This is a genomic window from Moritella sp. PE36 (assembly GCF_000170855.1).
In the GTDB taxonomy this organism is placed as follows: domain Bacteria; phylum Pseudomonadota; class Gammaproteobacteria; order Enterobacterales; family Moritellaceae; genus Moritella.
This window is the reverse complement of the sequence record NZ_ABCQ01000007.1, coordinates 1-16,160: the sequence shown is the minus strand read 5'-3', so window position 1 is coordinate 16,160 and position 16,160 is coordinate 1. Positions and strand designations below refer to the sequence as shown.

Here is a 16,160-nt window from a genome sequence, read left to right as displayed (position 1 = left end):
TTTTATACCTTTACAAGGTGAGATATTGCCCATGCTAAGAATTGCCAAAGAAGCCCTTACCTTTGATGACGTACTACTTGTACCTGCTCATTCAACTATTTTACCGAACGATGCTGACCTAAAAACTCAACTAACGAAGAATATCACGTTAAACATACCTATGCTTGCTGCTGCGATGGACACAGTAACTGAAGGCCGTTTAGCGATCGCGTTAGCTGAAGAAGGTGGTATTGGTTTCGTTCACAAAAATATGTCTATTGAACGCCAAGCAGCGGAAGTACGTTTAGTTAAAAAATATGTAAGTGGTATTGTTGCTGAGCCCGTTACTGTAAAACCTGATATGACTATTGCTGCGGTTGCTGAACTCGCTAAGCAATACGGTTTTGCTGGCTTTCCTGTAGTAACCGAAGCCAATGACCTAGTGGGAATCATTACTGGTCGTGATGTACGTTTTGTTGATGATTCAACTGCCCTAGTTGAATCTGTGATGACACCGAAAGATCGTTTAGTGACAGTAGGACGAGATGCTCCTCGTGAAGAAGTACTTGGTCTTATGCACAAACACCGTATTGAAAAAGTACTTGCAGTAAATGAAGACTTTAAACTAACGGGTATGATCACAGTTAAAGATTTTAAACAAGCTGAGAAAAAACCAAATGCATGTAAAGACGAATTAGGTCGTTTACGTGTAGGTGCTGCTGTTGGTGCTGGTGGTTCTACTGCCGAACGTATCGACGCATTAGTAGAAGCCGGTGTGGATGTATTATTAATTGATTCATCTCACGGTCACTCTCAAGGTGTTTTAAACCGCATTAAAGAAACACGCGCTGCATACCCTGATTTAGAAATCATCGGTGGTAACGTTGCTACTGGCTCTGGTGCGTTAGCATTGGTAGACGCCGGCGTTAGCTGTGTGAAAGTTGGTATCGGCCCTGGTTCAATCTGTACTACTCGTATCGTTACAGGTGTTGGTGTGCCACAAATTACAGCAATCAACGACGCTGTAACTGCATTAGAAGGTACTGGTATTCCAGTTATCGCTGATGGTGGTATCCGTTTCTCTGGTGATATCGCCAAAGCGCTTGCTGCTGGTGCATCATGTGTGATGGTTGGTTCTATGTTCGCTGGTACTGAAGAAGCACCAGGTGAAGTTGAACTTTACCAAGGTCGTGCATACAAATCTTACCGTGGTATGGGTTCTTTAGGCGCTATGTCTAAGGGTTCATCTGACCGTTACTTCCAATCAGAAAACGCTGCTGACAAATTAGTACCAGAAGGTATTGAAGGTCGCGTTCCTTATAAAGGCAAATTGAAAGAAATCATCCATCAACAAATGGGTGGTATTCGTTCTTCAATGGGTCTAACAGGTTGTGCAACTATCCATGAGATGAACACCAAAGCTGAATTTGTTCGTATTACAGGTTCTGGTATCACAGAAAGCCATGTTCATGATGTTATCATGACTAAAGAAGCGCCAAACTACCGTTCAAACTAAGTTAGTTTTAGCAAAATAGATAGTTCGAAACTGATAATTCAAGAGGAGACAAATGTCTCCTCTTACTATTATTATAAACATAACAACTAAATATATTTACAGGAATATCTTTAATGACCACAAATATTCATGAGCAAAAAATCCTAATCTTGGACTTTGGTTCTCAATATACGCAGTTAATCGCTCGTCGTATCCGTGAAATCGGTGTTTACTGTGAATTATGGACATGGGATGTAGATGAAGCGGCAATCCGTGAATTCAATCCAAACGGTATTATCCTTGCTGGTGGCCCAGAAAGCGTAACAGAAGCCGGTTCACCTCGTGCACCTGACTATGTATTCAACGCAGGCGTACCTGTATTGGGTATCTGCTACGGTATGCAAACAATGTCTGAGCAACTTGGTGGCAAAGTCATCAAAGGTACTGGCGAAGGCGAATTTGGTTATGCACAAATTGAAATGCAAGCACCTTCTGCGCTATTCAACTCTATCGAAGATGCGGTATCTGAATCAGGTAAAGCACTATTAGACGTATGGATGAGCCACGGTGATAAAGTGTCTGCCATTCCTGAAGGTTTTGTAACCGTTGCTAATACCGCGACTTGTGAGTTTGCTGCGATGGCAAACGAAGAGAAGCGTTTTTACGGTGTGCAGTTCCACCCAGAAGTAACACATACTCGTCAAGGTGAGCGTATGCTTGCTCACTTTGCTAAAGATATCTGTGGCTGTGATGGACTTTGGACTTCAAGCTCAATCATCGATGATGCAATTGCACGTATGAAAGCGCAAATTGGTGATGATGAAGTTATCTTAGGTTTATCTGGTGGTGTTGATTCATCTGTTGTTGCGATGTTATTACAACGTGCAATCGGCGATAAGCTGACTTGTGTATTTGTTGATAATGGTTTACTTCGTTTAAACGAAGGCCAGCAAGTAATGGATATGTTTGGTGATCGTTTTGGTCTGAAAATTGTTCATGTTAAAGCTGAAGATCGTTTCCTAGACCAAATGGCTGGCGAAAGTGATCCTGAAGCTAAACGTAAAATTATCGGCCGAGTATTTGTTGAAATTTTTGATGAAGAATCGAAGAAATTAACCAATGCTAAATGGTTAGCGCAAGGTACTATCTACCCTGATGTTATCGAATCTGCAGCGACCAAAAATGGTAAAGCACACGTGATTAAATCACACCATAACGTAGGTGGTTTACCTGACGATATGGAAATGGGTCTTATTGAACCATTACGTGAATTATTTAAAGATGAAGTGCGTAAGATTGGTCTTGAATTAGGTCTTCCATACGACATGCTTTACCGTCACCCATTTCCTGGGCCTGGTCTAGGTGTACGTGTACTTGGTGAAGTGAAGAAAGAATATTGCGACCTATTACGTCGTGCTGATGCTATCTTCATTGAAGAGTTACACAAAGCGGAACTTTACCATAAAGTAAGCCAAGCATTTGTTGTATTCTTACCAGTACGCTCTGTTGGTGTCATGGGTGATTGCCGTAAATATGATTGGGTTGTATCACTACGTTGTGTTGAAACAATCGACTTTATGACAGCGCGTTGGTCACATCTTCCGTATGATTTAATCGGTCATGTTTCAAACCGTATTATCAACGAAATTGATGGTATTTCTCGTGTAGTTTACGATGTATCTGGTAAGCCACCTGCAACAATTGAGTGGGAATAATCGCTAATTAAGCGAGAATTTAACGCCAGTTAAGCAATAGATAAATACTGAAAAATCAGTGCTTGCTGTTAATGCCGTTCACTTAAGGTGAGCGGCTTTTTTATTTCTAGCGTGGAATTAATTCCTGTATCAATATGCGCTAAGGTTTGCGAGATCACATATCTTGTATTTTCTATTCATTTGATTTTTAAGCTTGTTTCCTAAATCTAATCTAGACACTCTCTCTGAGTGTGATACTTGTCATCTAAAGCTGTTCATCCACGCTTACCAATAGTGATTCTTATCAACAAAACAACCACCTTCCTTTTTTCTAATCCATTGCTCTACGCCCTTAATTTCCTTATGCAAGGATGAGTGATCCATACTGATTTTTTTTTAATCTATTTATAGTTAAACATCCATAACCAATATTGGCTAACTATGTTCTTGATTGTTATAAAGTAGGTAGCGATCTGAATTGGCTGTGGTCCTCCCTACATTAACTATTATTTATAATAAATGGATGTAACAATGACTAATATTAATAACCGATTCAAATGCTCTTATTTAACAAAGTCGATTATTGCGATAATGGCTTCTTCTTTACTATTTGGTTGTAATTCATCTTCGGATGACAACGACACTCCCCCCGTTCAAGGCACCAACTACAAAGTATACTTTAAGTCCCTGACTGATCATTATGCCAATGCCAGTTTATACGTATGGAATGATGGTACTTGTGGAGCCTATACCGGCATTAATCCTGACGCAGGAGACTGGAATAAAGGGCTTAAACCGGATGGTAAAGATCCTGAATTTGGTATTTATTGGTCATTAGATGCGGATCAAAAAGAAGCATCGCAGTGTGTTAATTTTATTCCTCGGATAGGGGATGATAATAGTAAACCTTTAGGTGATTTTAACCCCAAGCTACAGCTAACCCAAACCAATAACGAAAACGAGGTCTTTACTCAAGAGGGGATTGGTGCTGTTTATCCTGAACTGATTCCGAGTGATGATGTGCCTGCAAATTATGCGCGGGTATACATGAACACGCTTGATGGCGACAGTAATGATTTTAGACTGCATGTGTGGAATGAAGGAGAGTGCAGCAACTTAGACGGTAATGACTCCGCTTGGCCTGGCATTGAATCTACGGGGCTCAGCGATACGTATGGCGTTTATTGGGATATCCCTGTTAACGGTACAGATAACTGCCTTAACATCATTCCAAATACCAAGAGTAATGGAGACTTTCAAAGTGCTAATCTCAAATTCGAGTTTGATAGCACTACGGCGGTGGGTAATATCGGCTTTATTTTTAAAGGCACTGATAAAATCTATTATGATGCGCTAGCGAATAAACCGGCCAATATTATTGAGTTGTCAGGCGCAAGTGCTATTTTTGCTAGTGATAACGTACTGCTAATCAACAGCAAAGAAGCAACCAAGGTTGAGTTATACTTTGCTAAAAATGCCGGTATGACGTTTGATAGTGAGACGAAAAAAATCATTGCTGCAGATGACGTGATTAGCAGTGAAACAAAAAGTGGGTCGGAAGAGTGGAAAGGTTCGGAAAATAAACCGCATCTTGCACAAGATTTCATTGCCTTTGAACTCGATTTTTCAACCGCGAGTATTACGTTAAAAGAAGCGCTGAAGGGGCAGCTCATTTTGGTCGCATCAGATGCGTCTGGGGTGATTAAAGTAACCGAGGTTCAGACCGCCAGTGCGTTAGATTCACTCTATGCTGCTAATGCAATCACTCAAAAATTTGGTGCGATACTTAATTCCAATGGCTCTACGACCTTCCGTTTATGGGCGCCGACATCGCAATCGGTCGCCTTAATTCCCTATGATAGCAATAAGGACGCTGGCACAAAGATCCCGATGATCTTTGATCAAAGCACGGGTAGCTGGGTAGCTGAAAACACCATATTAAAACACGGTGATTTTTATAAATATGAAGTGACGGTTTATCATCCCGCGACAGACAAAATAGAGACTTATCAAGTCACAGACCCTTACTCATTAAGCCTTTCAACTAACTCTGAGTTAAGTCAAGTTGTTGATTTAAAAGATGCCGCCGTCACGCCTGCAGGTTGGGATGAGCTAAAAGCACCACATGCTCAAAATAATCCAGCTGAATTTGTTTTATATGAAGCACACATTCGTGATTTCTCAGCATTAGATCAATCGATGCCAGTAAGCAGTAGAGGTAAATATTCAGCCTTTAGCCAAAGTGATTCTGCCCCGGTGAAACACCTAAAATCATTAGCTGATTCGGGTGTTTCACATCTGCATTTATTGCCTACATTTGATATAGCCACCATCAATGAAGACACCACACAAGTGGCGAATATTGATGAATCATTCTCTAAATTATGTAATTTAAAACCAGAGATAAAAAATGATGCTGACTTTGCGAGCTTTTGCGATAGTAGTGACTCTATTTCCTCTGTGTTTGATGAGATATTAAAAAATGATTCACCGAGCAATGCTGTTGTGCAAAGCTTGAATGCTTATGTGCGAGATGTTGATGGTTTTAATTGGGGTTACGATCCATTCCACTACACCGTGCCTGAAGGTTCTTACTCAAGTAATCCAGATGGTATGACGCGAATTAAAGAGTTCCGTGACATGGTTATGGCGATTAAAAATGATATCGGTATGAATGTGGTTATGGACATTGTGTATAACCACACCAATGAATCCGGAGTGAGCAGTAAATCTGTATTAGACCGAATTGTGCCTTGGTACTATCAACGTTTAAATGAAATTTCAGGTAATGTAGAAAACTCAACATGTTGTTCAAACACAGCTCCTGAAAATGCGATGATGGGCAAATTGATCTCAGACTCGCTTGTTGTTTGGGCTGACGATTATAAGATTGATGCGTTCCGTTGGGATTTAATGGGACACCATCCTAAAGCACAGATCTTAGATGCACTTGCCGCAGTCAAAGCTGTTGACTCAGAGACTTACTTTTATGGTGAAGGGTGGAACTTTGGTGAAGTAGGGAATAACCGTCAATTTACTCAAGCAACGCAAGCGAATATGTATGGTACTGGGGTTGGTACATTCTCTGATCGCCTACGTGACGCTGTACGTGGTGGTGGTCCATTTGATTCCAAAATGGGATTACGAGAAGGCCAAGGTCTTGGTAACGGTGCGTTTGTATTACCCAATGAGCAAAATAAAGTCACCAAAGAAACAGCATTACATTTAGCCGATTTAACACGTTTAGGTATGGCTGGTAACTTAGCTGATTACGTATTTGTAGACAGCAAAGGTGACACCATTGAAGGCTCTAAGTTAGATTATAATGGTCAAGGTGCGGGTTATGCGAAAGATGCGTGGGAAGTTCAAAATTACGTATCAAAACACGATAATCAAACATTATGGGATAATAACCAATATAAAATTGGTTATTCGGTAATAGCCGAAACGCGCGTTCGTATGCAAGCTGTATCATTGGCTACTGCGATGTTAGGTCAAGGTGTGCCTTTCATCCATATGGGTAGTGAATTACTACGCTCGAAATCAATGCAGCGTGATTCTTATGACTCAGGGGACTTGTATAACCGTGTGGACTTTACTGGTCAAGGTAATAACTGGAATGTCGGTTTACCGCGTAAAGACAAAGATGGAGATAACTGGGAAGTCATTCAAGGTGTGATTGATAATTCAGCTGTAAATGCAATGCCTACGCCTGAAAATATCAAAAACATGAAGTCATTTTATGAAGAATTTGCTTTATTACGTGCTTCTTCAGGCTTACTGACACTCGGGGTTGGTGCTGAGATTAATCAACGCGTACAATTTCATAATACAGGTAGTTCACAAACTGTGGGTGTGATTGTCATGAGTATTGATAATAGTGGCGATAACTACAGCGCCAATATCGATAAGGATCGTGATGGTTTAGTGGTTGTGATTAACGCAACTCCCACTCCAATCGAAGAATTTCAAAGTTTTGATGCTGCAGGTTATCGCTTACATTCGATTCAAACGACAAAAGGCAATCAATCTATTGCACAGCATGGTGTTGATGTATCAAGTATAACGAATAATAGAATTAATACCCCAGCATGGTCTGTGGCCGTATTTGAAAAAATACATGAATAAGTAAAAAGGCAGTGCGTTTGATTGTCGATTAGGCGCACTATCAATTTTATAAAATTGATTTTAGATTTAAAGACTTCATTTTATGGCTTTACCCTAGAATACATTTAACCGCAGTATGAACGTGTGGTTAATCATCTGCGGCTTATTTTATTATTAGGATTATCTACCGTGGTAAGGGGAGTATTTCTTACCTCGCTGGTTTTATATTACGGGGTATTTTGCTATAACAAGGATTGATATGGATACCTATTTACAAATTATTAGCTCATAACAATGGATGTTAAAGCGTATGATATTATTTACTCCCTTTCTTTGTGCAATGTTAAAACGTGCAAAAGTACTCACTACCACTGTAACGCTGTTATTACTTACTGCTTGTAGTAGCACCGATGTTCGACTCAACTTATCTGCTTCAGCAGACCTTAATTCAAATAATCATAATGAAGCATTACCTGTCATTGTACGGGTCTACCAGCTAGCAGATGTGAAAACCTTCCGTAATGCCAGCTTTGACCAATTGTGGAAAGCTGACGAGTTGATATTAGGCTCTGATCTTGTTGATAAGACAGAGCTTACGGTAAAACCAAATGCTAAATTAGATTATGAATTTGTGCAGGCCGATGGTGCCAATTATATTGCTTTGTTTGCCATGTTTAGAAATGTTGAGGCAAGCAACTGGCGCTGGTTGCACAAGTTAAATAGTGGCGCACTGTCTTTCGATACTGAATTTGATATCCAACTGTTGAATAATAAAATTTATTATTTGGATAACTAATAGCGCAGTTTAGTTATCCGAATAACGCGACATTAATTATCCCAAGGTTCCCACGACATCAACCTGAATATGTTCAGGTATTTCATTGTAAGATAAAACAGATAATCCTTTAGCAAACGATCGTGCATAACGTGCAAGTAATGGACGGAGTTGCGGTGTCACTAATAGGGTTGCGGGATGACCATTTTGTTGTAATTGTTCTTTTACTGTCGGCATTTTCTGTTGTAATTGACTTAATAAACTTGGATCTATTGGGAAGCTATCTATTGCGGTTTTAGCTTCTTGCTGAGATTGGTTTAATGCTGTAAGCAGCGTTTGTTCTAATTCATCAGCAAGGGTAAAGGTATTAAGTTTGGTTCTATCGCCAATAGCGAGTGTGATCAGACTACGTTTTAAGGTGCAACGAATATCAGAACTTAATAAAATAGGGTCTTTGGTAGTTTCAGCTGAATCAATAATAGTGGTCGCAATATTCGTAATATCAACTAATGGCACTTGCTCTCGGAGTAACTGGCGGAAAACTTTAAGTTGATCATTATTTGTTAGTGCTTTCTCCAAATTATCGCTGAGCTTTGGCGATAAACTTTTGAGTCTTTCCATTAGAGCTTCATTTTCATTATAACCAAATATCTCAGCCAAGTTGTCACGAATTATTTTACTAACGTGTGTGGCAATGACCGTTGGACAATCAACCACAGAATAACCGAGATTGAGCGCTTTTGATTTCATGTTTGGAGAGATCCAAACTGCTTCCATGTTGTAAGCTGGATCACGTGTTATTTCACCGTCTAAGGTACCAAATATTTCACCTGATTTTATCGCAAGTAACTGGTCATGTTTAACAGAAGCTTCCGCGACTTTGGCTCCATTGAGTTTAATGCGATATTCACTCGGTTTTAATCTTAGGTTATCTTTTATACGCACTTCTGGTATTAAGAAACCCATTTTTTCAGAGTTGGTTTTCCGAATACCTCGAATACGATCTAGTAATTCACCATCTTGTTCTTTATCGACCAATGAAACGAGCTGATAGCCAAGTTCAATAGACAAGCAATCGATAATCGGTAAGTCACTCCATTTCAGCGGTTCATCTTTTTTTGTTAATGACTCAACTATTTTTTCTGCTTGCTGAATTGGCGCATGATCTGTTAAGTGGTCTTTTTGTTTCCAACCCACGAGAGCAAGTACAGCAGCGAAGACTAAGAATACAAATGTTGGCATACCCGGAACGAGACCAAGTATTAGCATGACGATTGCTGAGGTATAAATGACACTTGGGTTAGCTAAAAGTTGGCGGCCAATTTGGCCCGATAGCTCACCATCATCATTATTAACACGCGTCACGATAATAGCTGCGGCTGTTGCTAATAATAGTGACGGGATTTGTGCAACTAATCCATCACCAATAGTGAGCAATGCAAAACGTTGAAAAGCATCTGTAACACTTAAATCATTTTGGAATACACCAATGGCCAAACCACCGAGCAGGTTAATGAAAAGGATCATCATACCCGCAATTGCATCACCTTTTACAAATTTACTGGCACCGTCCATCGAACCATAAAAATCAGCTTCATGAGAAACATCGGCACGACGGACTTTCGCTTGCTCTTGATCGATAATGCCGGCATTGAGATCTGCATCGATAGCCATCTGTTTACCAGGTAGCGCATCAAGTGTAAAACGAGCTGACACTTCTGCAATGCGCTCTCCACCTTTAGTGATAACAACGAAATTGATGATCATTAAGATAATAAAGACCACCATACCAACAACGTAATTACCGCCGATAACAACTTCACCAAACGCTTGGATTACTTTACCCACAGCATCGCCACCCTCATGGCCGTGTAGTAATACCATTCGGGTTGACGCGACGTTAAGCGTTAATCGTAATAATGTTGCAAGTAATAACACGGTAGGAAAGACAGAAAAATCCAGTGGCCGTTTTGCTGATACCGCGACTAAGAGTACAAGTATTGAGAGTACAATGTTGAAGGTAAATAAGCTGTCGAGTATCCATGGTGGCAATGGCAGCATCACCATTGCTAGGACTGCGAGTAAGAATATCGGTACACTTACTTTAATGTTTTTTATGGTGTTCCAGTTCACGAATAACCTCTTTAATTAACGTTTTAACGTTGCTGGTATTTCAAAGTTGGGTAATGTATTTGGCTGTTTTCCACGCCCTTTTCGGTATGCACTCAGTTGCATGATATGCGTTAGAATGTACGCGACAGCGGTATATAATTGCGCGGGTATTTCTTGGTCAACTTGTGTTGAGTGATAAATAGCACGCGTTAATTCAGGTGCTTCAATTATGTCTAAATCATGACTTTCGGCAATTTTTTTGATCCGGAGGGCCATGGTGTCAACACCTTTAGCCACAATAAATGGTGCTTGACTACGCGCAGCGTCGTATTTAACTGCAACTGCATAGTGAGTTGGATTCACAATGACAAAGTCTGCTGTCGGGACGGCTGAATCAATTCTTTTTTGGCTCATTTGGCGTTGAATTTGCTTGATTTTTTGTTTTATTTCGGGGCTTCCCTCTGCACCTTTATGTTCATCTTTTATTTCTTGTTTACTCATCTTCAGCTTTTTATTCATCGACCATTTTTGGTAAGGTAAGTCGATTGCAGCGACGATTAATAAAGCCGCACCCATAAAAGAGAGGGTGATCGACATGATATACATGGCATTGTTAAGGACGTTCAAGAGAGGCATTTGCGCCATTGCAGCCAATTCATGCCAATGTAAACTGAGCACTTTATACAAGGTGAAACTAATAAGCGAAATTTTTAATATGGACTTGATAAGTTCAATGATGGTGTCTTTAGATACCATGCGTTTCAGCCCTGAAATAGGGTTCATTTTACTTATTTTTGGCTGAATGTTTTTTAATACAAAGATCAATCCACCCGGCATTATACCGAGCAAAAATGTGGTTAAGTTTAATACCAAAATAAACGGAATTAATACTTTGAGCATGTTGATTATGGCTTCGCCCAACATAACTACCATATATTGAGGGTCGCGAGTGACCTCTCGGGTAAGCTGCATCTGAATAGTAAATAATTCACTAAAAAACGCACTGAAAGAGGGGGCGAACCAAGTCAAACTAGAGCCACTTATTAAGATTAAACCCGCAGTAGCAAGCTCTTTTGAACGTGCTATCTGACCTTCTTTTTTCGCATCATCACGTTTTTTCTGGGTGGGTTCTTCGGTTTTTTCTTGCGTTGAACTGTCAGACATTTAATCCCCCAGAAATGAATCGCATTTGTTCGAGAATAAATACGGTAAAATCAAAGAAACGGTTGGGAATGACACGAAATACCAGGCCTAAACAGATGATGCCCAACAACATGCCCATCGGGAAACCCAATGAATAAACGTTTAAAGACGGTGCACTTCGGTTCATGACACCGAAGGTGATATTAACTAACAGCATGGCGACAATAGCAGGCATGGCTAACATTAGTGCGGCCATAAACATCCAACTGACAAGTTTTAAAATTATATCAATATTTAATAAATAAATAGAAGAGCCGATTGGCCAAGTCACAAAGCTTTCAACTAGAATATCTAAGACAATTAAATGGCCATTGAAACTCAAAAATAACAGCGTAGCAAAAATAGTCAGTAAATGAGAGTTAACGTGAGAACTACCACCACTGCTTGGATCATTCATTACGGCCATCGATAAGCCCATTTGCATTGAAAGTATTTCACCAATCAATTTCATCATTGTAAACAGCATCGTTAAGCTGAGACCAAAAAACAGTCCAAACAAGATCTGTTCTAAAGCTAAAATTATACTACCTAAAGAAAAAGGATTGATGTTGTCAACGACGGGTACCACTGGAGATATTAAAATAGCTAAAGTTAAAGCAAACAAAATACGCACACTAGGTGTAATGCGGGTATCACCAAATATAGGTAATAGCCATAATGCTGAAATAATGCGAAAGAACGGCCACCATATTTTACCAATAATGAGCATTAATTCGATGCTAGAAAAGTTAAGCATAGCTAACCGATTAACCCTGGAATATTTAAAAACATATAATCAAAAAGCGCTTTAACTTGCGCTAACAGCCAATGACCTGCAAATGTAACCATTAATAAAGTGACGATTAATTTTGGCAAAAAGCTTAACGTTTGCTCTTGAATTTGTGTTGCGGCTTGAAAAACACTGACAATTAAGCCGACAACTAATCCTGGGATCACTAATACAGACACCATGGCAATAATAGTGTTAACAGCTAAGCCCATCAACGATACGACCTGTTCAGGAGTCATCACTAGCCTCCAAAGCTGGCGGTTAATGTACCGACCGTCATGGCCCAACCATCAACCAAAACAAATATCATAAGTTTGAAAGGTAAAGAAATAATAAGTGGCGATAGCATCATCATTCCCATCGCCATTAGCACACTTGCGACGACAAGATCGATGACTAGAAATGGAAGAAACAGCATGAATCCGATCTGGAATGCCGTTTTTAATTCGCTGAGGACAAAGGCAGGCATTAAGACAACAAAGGGTATATCATCAACCGAGGTTACTGGGGGTTCATTACCAATTTTCAACATCTGTTCAAGGTCGGTTTCGCGAGTTTGCTTAAGCATAAAGGTGCGCAAAGGGATCTCGGCTTTACCTAAAGCCTCAATAAGCGTCATGCTTCCGCTATCGTAAGGTAAGAAAGCATCCTCGTGTATCTGAGTCCAGACGGGTCTCATGATCAGTATTGTTAGGGTTAGCGCAATACCAACGAGTACTCGATTGGGTGGGCTTTGTTGTAAACCAATAGCTTGTCGTAATATTGCAAGCACAACCACAATGCGGGTGAAGCTTGTCAGCATCAATAACATAGCGGGTAATAAACTCAATGCTGTCATCAGTAATAACAGTTGTAGTTTTATACTGTATTCTTGAGGTTGCCCGCCATTATTGACAGAAAACAAGGCTAAATCAGCATGCGCTGGTGCCGCAAGACTGATAAATGCTAAGAATACGGCTAAGTAGATACTGAACTTTTTCATGCTTTTAATCCACTCACAACATCATCTACAACATCAATTAACTTAACGCCGTACTTACCATTGACAACAACCACTTCGGCGGTGGCTAACAGTTGACCGTTAACTTTCAGATCAAGAGGCTCATCGGCGAGCTTATCTAATTCTATAACAGCACCGCTGCTTAGCATCATTAAGTCACCAATGACAAGCTTGGTGCTGGCCACTTCGAGCGTTACATCAATGGGGATATTATGAAAAAAGCTAAGATCTTTCTTTAGTGGCTTATTTTCTGCCGTCATAAGCGAACTATCATCTTGTAAGATATCGTCCAGACTATCGATACTATCCAAATCTAGGTTGATATCTTCTACATTAAAATTACTCATTATTTAGCTCTCCAAAATTAATCGTTTGTATCGGTTACTTGCATTACTAATCGTCCAGATTGAACGACTACTCGGCCATGCGCTATAACATGATTACCAGTGCAGGCACTGACAATTTCGGGTAAGTCCATCATAATGAAATCACCTGATTTTAGCTGTGTGAGTTGTACTAGATTCAGCTGAGTCTTCGCAAGAATAACGTTGATATTAGTTGGTATATTCGTTGCGGCGTTAGCCAGTTTTGCTGCTAACAATTCATAATCAGGCTTCGTACGGTTACTTGATAGTGTTTGGTTAATAAATTCTTTTGGGTACCAAATTCTCCAACTGGAAAGATACTCTTTTATCGTACAATCAATGGTTGATGAAATAAATTCATCGCCTATAGTTGGTTGATTAGTATGGCTTATAGTCCATTCGTGATGATGGCTCAGCTGATTATCTAATGCGTCCAGCTGGATTGTTAAAATGCGCTTAAGTAGTCGATACTCAGAATCACTCGGTTGCGCTAAGTTATCTTTGTTGCTCGGTTTAGTTGCCCCAAGAAAGATTTCTGTCAGGGTATATAGCATCGCATTATTGATCGATAATAATACTTTCAGACCCACGTTATTTTGGGCTTGAAGCCAAATTATATTGGTACCTAAATCGACAGGGTTAACCCTCTCATGAGTGAATTTTTGTAGCGTTATTCTGTATTCATATTCATTAAATAATTGAGATAGACGACGCTCAATTTCCCGATGAGCCAAGGAAAGATCTGAATTAATGACTTCAAGGCAATCAGTCCACTGACGACGTTCACCGAGTAAATCGTATTTTTCAATCCCAGCTGATTCGGCAGAGAGTATAATTTTAGAACTGGATTTTGTAACTTTGGGACTAACCGCTGTAGGTTTTACAACCAACATAGTAAATTCTCCAATGGATAATGCCATAAGATTTAAGATGATATTTGATGACACCTGTTGATCATGTTAATCAACCGGAAAGTCAGGTTCGACATACGTATAAAATAAGTATTTCACGCGTATTTGGGGGGGGGAGTCATTAAATGCTAATTAATTTAACGGGCTATAGCAAATTAAATATCGATATTATTCTAATATAATGCCATTGGTATTACTTTATGGGTGTACATATTGTGCTTTGGTTAATAATTGAACCGATAGCTTATGCTGTTTGTTCATTTTCATTTATCGAAAATCAATTTGTAATCATAAGCATACATAAATAGACGTAAATATACATAAATATACATAAATATACATAAATATACATAAATATGTATATTTGGAATTGATTTATGGTTTGCGATGTTGTTAAATGCGCCGTTGTAAAAAGGCAAACAAATCGTGAGGTTTGGACGCAAAGTTACCAGTCTGTATTTTATTACAGATAGTGGAACCGCCAAAAAGGTAAATGATTTAATATTTTTTGAAAATATTAGTTCCGGGGGGAAGGTCTATCTTTTTTCTGCTAAAAACCTCATCTGTTGCTTTTTTCTGAACGTTATAGGCTAGTCAATAGGGTGTTACTTAAACGTCGCTACTGAGCTACTTATCATTATCATCATCAATGTATTCGTATTCGTATTCGTATTCGTTTTGGTTGATTTTGTACTGTAAACGATTTAAGGAGGAATCATGTCTCTAAAGGTTTTACTACCTGCTTTCGGCAGCTTGTTTTTTTGTTCAATATTGAATGCACAACCTTTTATTTCTGAGCTAGACCAGGTGCAATGGCAATTGAGCTCAAGTTCGTTTGAGTGCAAAATGACAACAAATGTTGAAACATTAGGGACTGTTAGTATTGTTAAGAAAGCGGGCTATCCTGAATTTATCGACGTCACATCCACAATTTATACACAAAAAATTAAGCGTTATAGGCTTGGTAGTTCAAAGGCTCCTTGGGGAGTTGAAATACTGCCTGACGCTCGTTGGCTAGGGCCTGCCTTGCCGCTTGAAAATGAAATTTCAGTCGGTGTTGCGAGTTTTACTCGACAACTGCAGCAGGGGGATTGGGGACATATAGCCTTGACCTATGTTGACAGCGACGACATACATGCAGTACTACCCTCCGTAAATCTAGGTGACGTATTTGATGGTTACTATCAATGTCTCCGCGATATATCTCCTTTTTCATATGAGCAAGTAAGAGACCGGAATTTATATTATTCAGGTGGCTCGTATTTATTGAATACCCAACAAAAACAAGAAATGGCAGCGATCGTTAAATACATATCTCTTGATGGTTTAGTGACGAAAGTACTCATTGATGGGCATTCGAATAGTATTGGCAATACAGTGAATAATTTATTGTTATCACAACAACGTGCTGATGATGTTTATATGTATCTGATGGAGGCTGGTATCTCTACAAAACTAATGGAAGTGCGCTCTCACGGCGATCGTTACCCATTAAAATCAGATCGGACAGCATCTGGTCGTGAAAAAAATAGACGCGTGAATTTACGTATTATTCGTCGGCTGGGTAAATAATATGTCGGCTAATCATGAGCAAGATAATATATTATTGATCCTCGAATCTCCTTCAGTAACGAGACTGGATAGGAAAGAGTTAGAGCAACAAGGCTATGTCGTACATCGTTGCCTGAATGCTGACGACGCTTTGTTAAATGCCTCGACGTTATCACCAGCCGTTGTTCTCGTCGATGCC

Annotated in this window: 12 protein-coding genes and 1 riboswitch; of the genes, 5 read left to right on the top strand and 7 right to left on the bottom strand. The window is 39.7% G+C overall.

The window, feature by feature from the left end:
• Window positions 1-31: 31 nt before the first annotated feature.
• The 4 genes from guaB (at window position 32) to tssJ (ending at window position 8,071) form a co-directional block, all read left to right on the top strand.
• Window positions 32-1,495: an IMP dehydrogenase gene (guaB, locus tag PE36_RS06315; RefSeq protein WP_006031138.1), complete on the top strand. Its 1,464-nt coding sequence runs from the start codon at window positions 32-34 to the stop codon at window positions 1,493-1,495.
• A 113-nt stretch (window positions 1,496-1,608) separates the two neighbouring features.
• Entirely contained in the window at window positions 1,609-3,189 is a 1,581-nt protein-coding gene (gene guaA, locus PE36_RS06310) for a glutamine-hydrolyzing GMP synthase (protein ID WP_006031137.1), read from the top strand.
• A gap of 510 nt (window positions 3,190-3,699) precedes the next feature.
• A complete protein-coding gene (gene pulA, locus PE36_RS06305) occupies window positions 3,700-7,296 on the top strand; it encodes a pullulanase-type alpha-1,6-glucosidase (RefSeq protein WP_198138587.1) in 3,597 nt (1,198 codons plus the stop codon).
• Between the two features lie 289 nt (window positions 7,297-7,585).
• Window positions 7,586-8,071 (top strand): type VI secretion system lipoprotein TssJ, encoded by a 486-nt coding sequence (tssJ, locus tag PE36_RS06300; protein WP_232286536.1) that lies wholly within the window; start codon window positions 7,586-7,588, stop codon window positions 8,069-8,071.
• Window positions 8,072-8,107: 36 nt separating this feature from the next.
• Here the strand turns inward: tssJ and flhA are convergent, their stop codons facing one another.
• From flhA to PE36_RS06265, 7 genes are read right to left on the bottom strand one after another with little or no spacing between them, the layout of a single operon-like run.
• Window positions 8,108-10,183 (bottom strand): flagellar biosynthesis protein FlhA, encoded by a 2,076-nt coding sequence (flhA, locus tag PE36_RS06295; protein ID WP_043994093.1) that lies wholly within the window; start codon window positions 10,181-10,183, stop codon window positions 8,108-8,110.
• Between the two features lie 15 nt (window positions 10,184-10,198).
• Window positions 10,199-11,326, bottom strand: a complete 1,128-nt coding sequence (flhB, locus tag PE36_RS06290) for a flagellar biosynthesis protein FlhB (protein WP_006031133.1) — start codon at window positions 11,324-11,326, stop codon at window positions 10,199-10,201.
• Complete coding sequence (gene fliR / locus PE36_RS06285; protein ID WP_006031132.1) at window positions 11,319-12,101, bottom strand: flagellar biosynthetic protein FliR; 783 nt, start codon at window positions 12,099-12,101, stop codon at window positions 11,319-11,321. The genes flhB and fliR overlap by 8 nt, the downstream gene beginning before the upstream one ends.
• 2 nt (window positions 12,102-12,103) lie before the next feature.
• Entirely contained in the window at window positions 12,104-12,373 is a 270-nt protein-coding gene (locus PE36_RS06280) for a flagellar biosynthetic protein FliQ (protein ID WP_006031131.1), read from the bottom strand.
• Window positions 12,374-12,375: 2 nt separating this feature from the next.
• Entirely contained in the window at window positions 12,376-13,116 is a 741-nt protein-coding gene (gene fliP, locus PE36_RS06275) for a flagellar type III secretion system pore protein FliP (protein ID WP_006031130.1), read from the bottom strand.
• Window positions 13,113-13,481, bottom strand: coding sequence for a flagellar motor switch protein FliN (fliN, locus tag PE36_RS06270; protein ID WP_006031129.1), 369 nt, complete (start codon window positions 13,479-13,481; stop codon window positions 13,113-13,115). The genes fliP and fliN overlap by 4 nt, the downstream gene beginning before the upstream one ends.
• Before the next feature lie 17 nt (window positions 13,482-13,498).
• Window positions 13,499-14,392: a FliM/FliN family flagellar motor C-terminal domain-containing protein gene (locus tag PE36_RS06265; protein WP_043994090.1), complete on the bottom strand. Its 894-nt coding sequence runs from the start codon at window positions 14,390-14,392 to the stop codon at window positions 13,499-13,501.
• 422 nt (window positions 14,393-14,814) lie between these two features.
• Window positions 14,815-14,896: riboswitch (cyclic di-GMP riboswitch) on the top strand.
• A gap of 231 nt (window positions 14,897-15,127) precedes the next feature.
• Here PE36_RS06265 and PE36_RS23700 point away from each other — a divergent pair.
• Complete coding sequence (locus PE36_RS23700; protein ID WP_006031127.1) at window positions 15,128-15,982, top strand: OmpA family protein; 855 nt, start codon at window positions 15,128-15,130, stop codon at window positions 15,980-15,982.
• Window positions 15,983-16,160: the final 178 nt, after the last annotated feature.

Excerpts from the sequence above, each read along its gene's own strand:
- fliN (WP_006031129.1), bottom strand. The coding sequence starts at position 13,481 with ATGAGTAATTTTAATGTAGAAGATATCAACCTAGATTTGGATAGTATC.
- PE36_RS06280 (WP_006031131.1), bottom strand. The coding sequence starts at position 12,373 with ATGACTCCTGAACAGGTCGTATCGTTGATGGGCTTAGCTGTTAACACT.
- PE36_RS23700 (WP_006031127.1), top strand. The coding sequence starts at position 15,128 with ATGTCTCTAAAGGTTTTACTACCTGCTTTCGGCAGCTTGTTTTTTTGT.
- guaB (WP_006031138.1), top strand. The coding sequence starts at position 32 with ATGCTAAGAATTGCCAAAGAAGCCCTTACCTTTGATGACGTACTACTT.
- PE36_RS06265 (WP_043994090.1), bottom strand. The coding sequence starts at position 14,392 with ATGTTGGTTGTAAAACCTACAGCGGTTAGTCCCAAAGTTACAAAATCC.
- fliP (WP_006031130.1), bottom strand. The coding sequence starts at position 13,116 with ATGAAAAAGTTCAGTATCTACTTAGCCGTATTCTTAGCATTTATCAGT.
- pulA (WP_198138587.1), top strand. The coding sequence starts at position 3,700 with ATGACTAATATTAATAACCGATTCAAATGCTCTTATTTAACAAAGTCG.
- tssJ (WP_232286536.1), top strand. The coding sequence starts at position 7,586 with ATGATATTATTTACTCCCTTTCTTTGTGCAATGTTAAAACGTGCAAAA.
- guaA (WP_006031137.1), top strand. The coding sequence starts at position 1,609 with ATGACCACAAATATTCATGAGCAAAAAATCCTAATCTTGGACTTTGGT.
- flhB (WP_006031133.1), bottom strand. The coding sequence starts at position 11,326 with ATGTCTGACAGTTCAACGCAAGAAAAAACCGAAGAACCCACCCAGAAA.
- fliR (WP_006031132.1), bottom strand. The coding sequence starts at position 12,101 with ATGCTTAACTTTTCTAGCATCGAATTAATGCTCATTATTGGTAAAATA.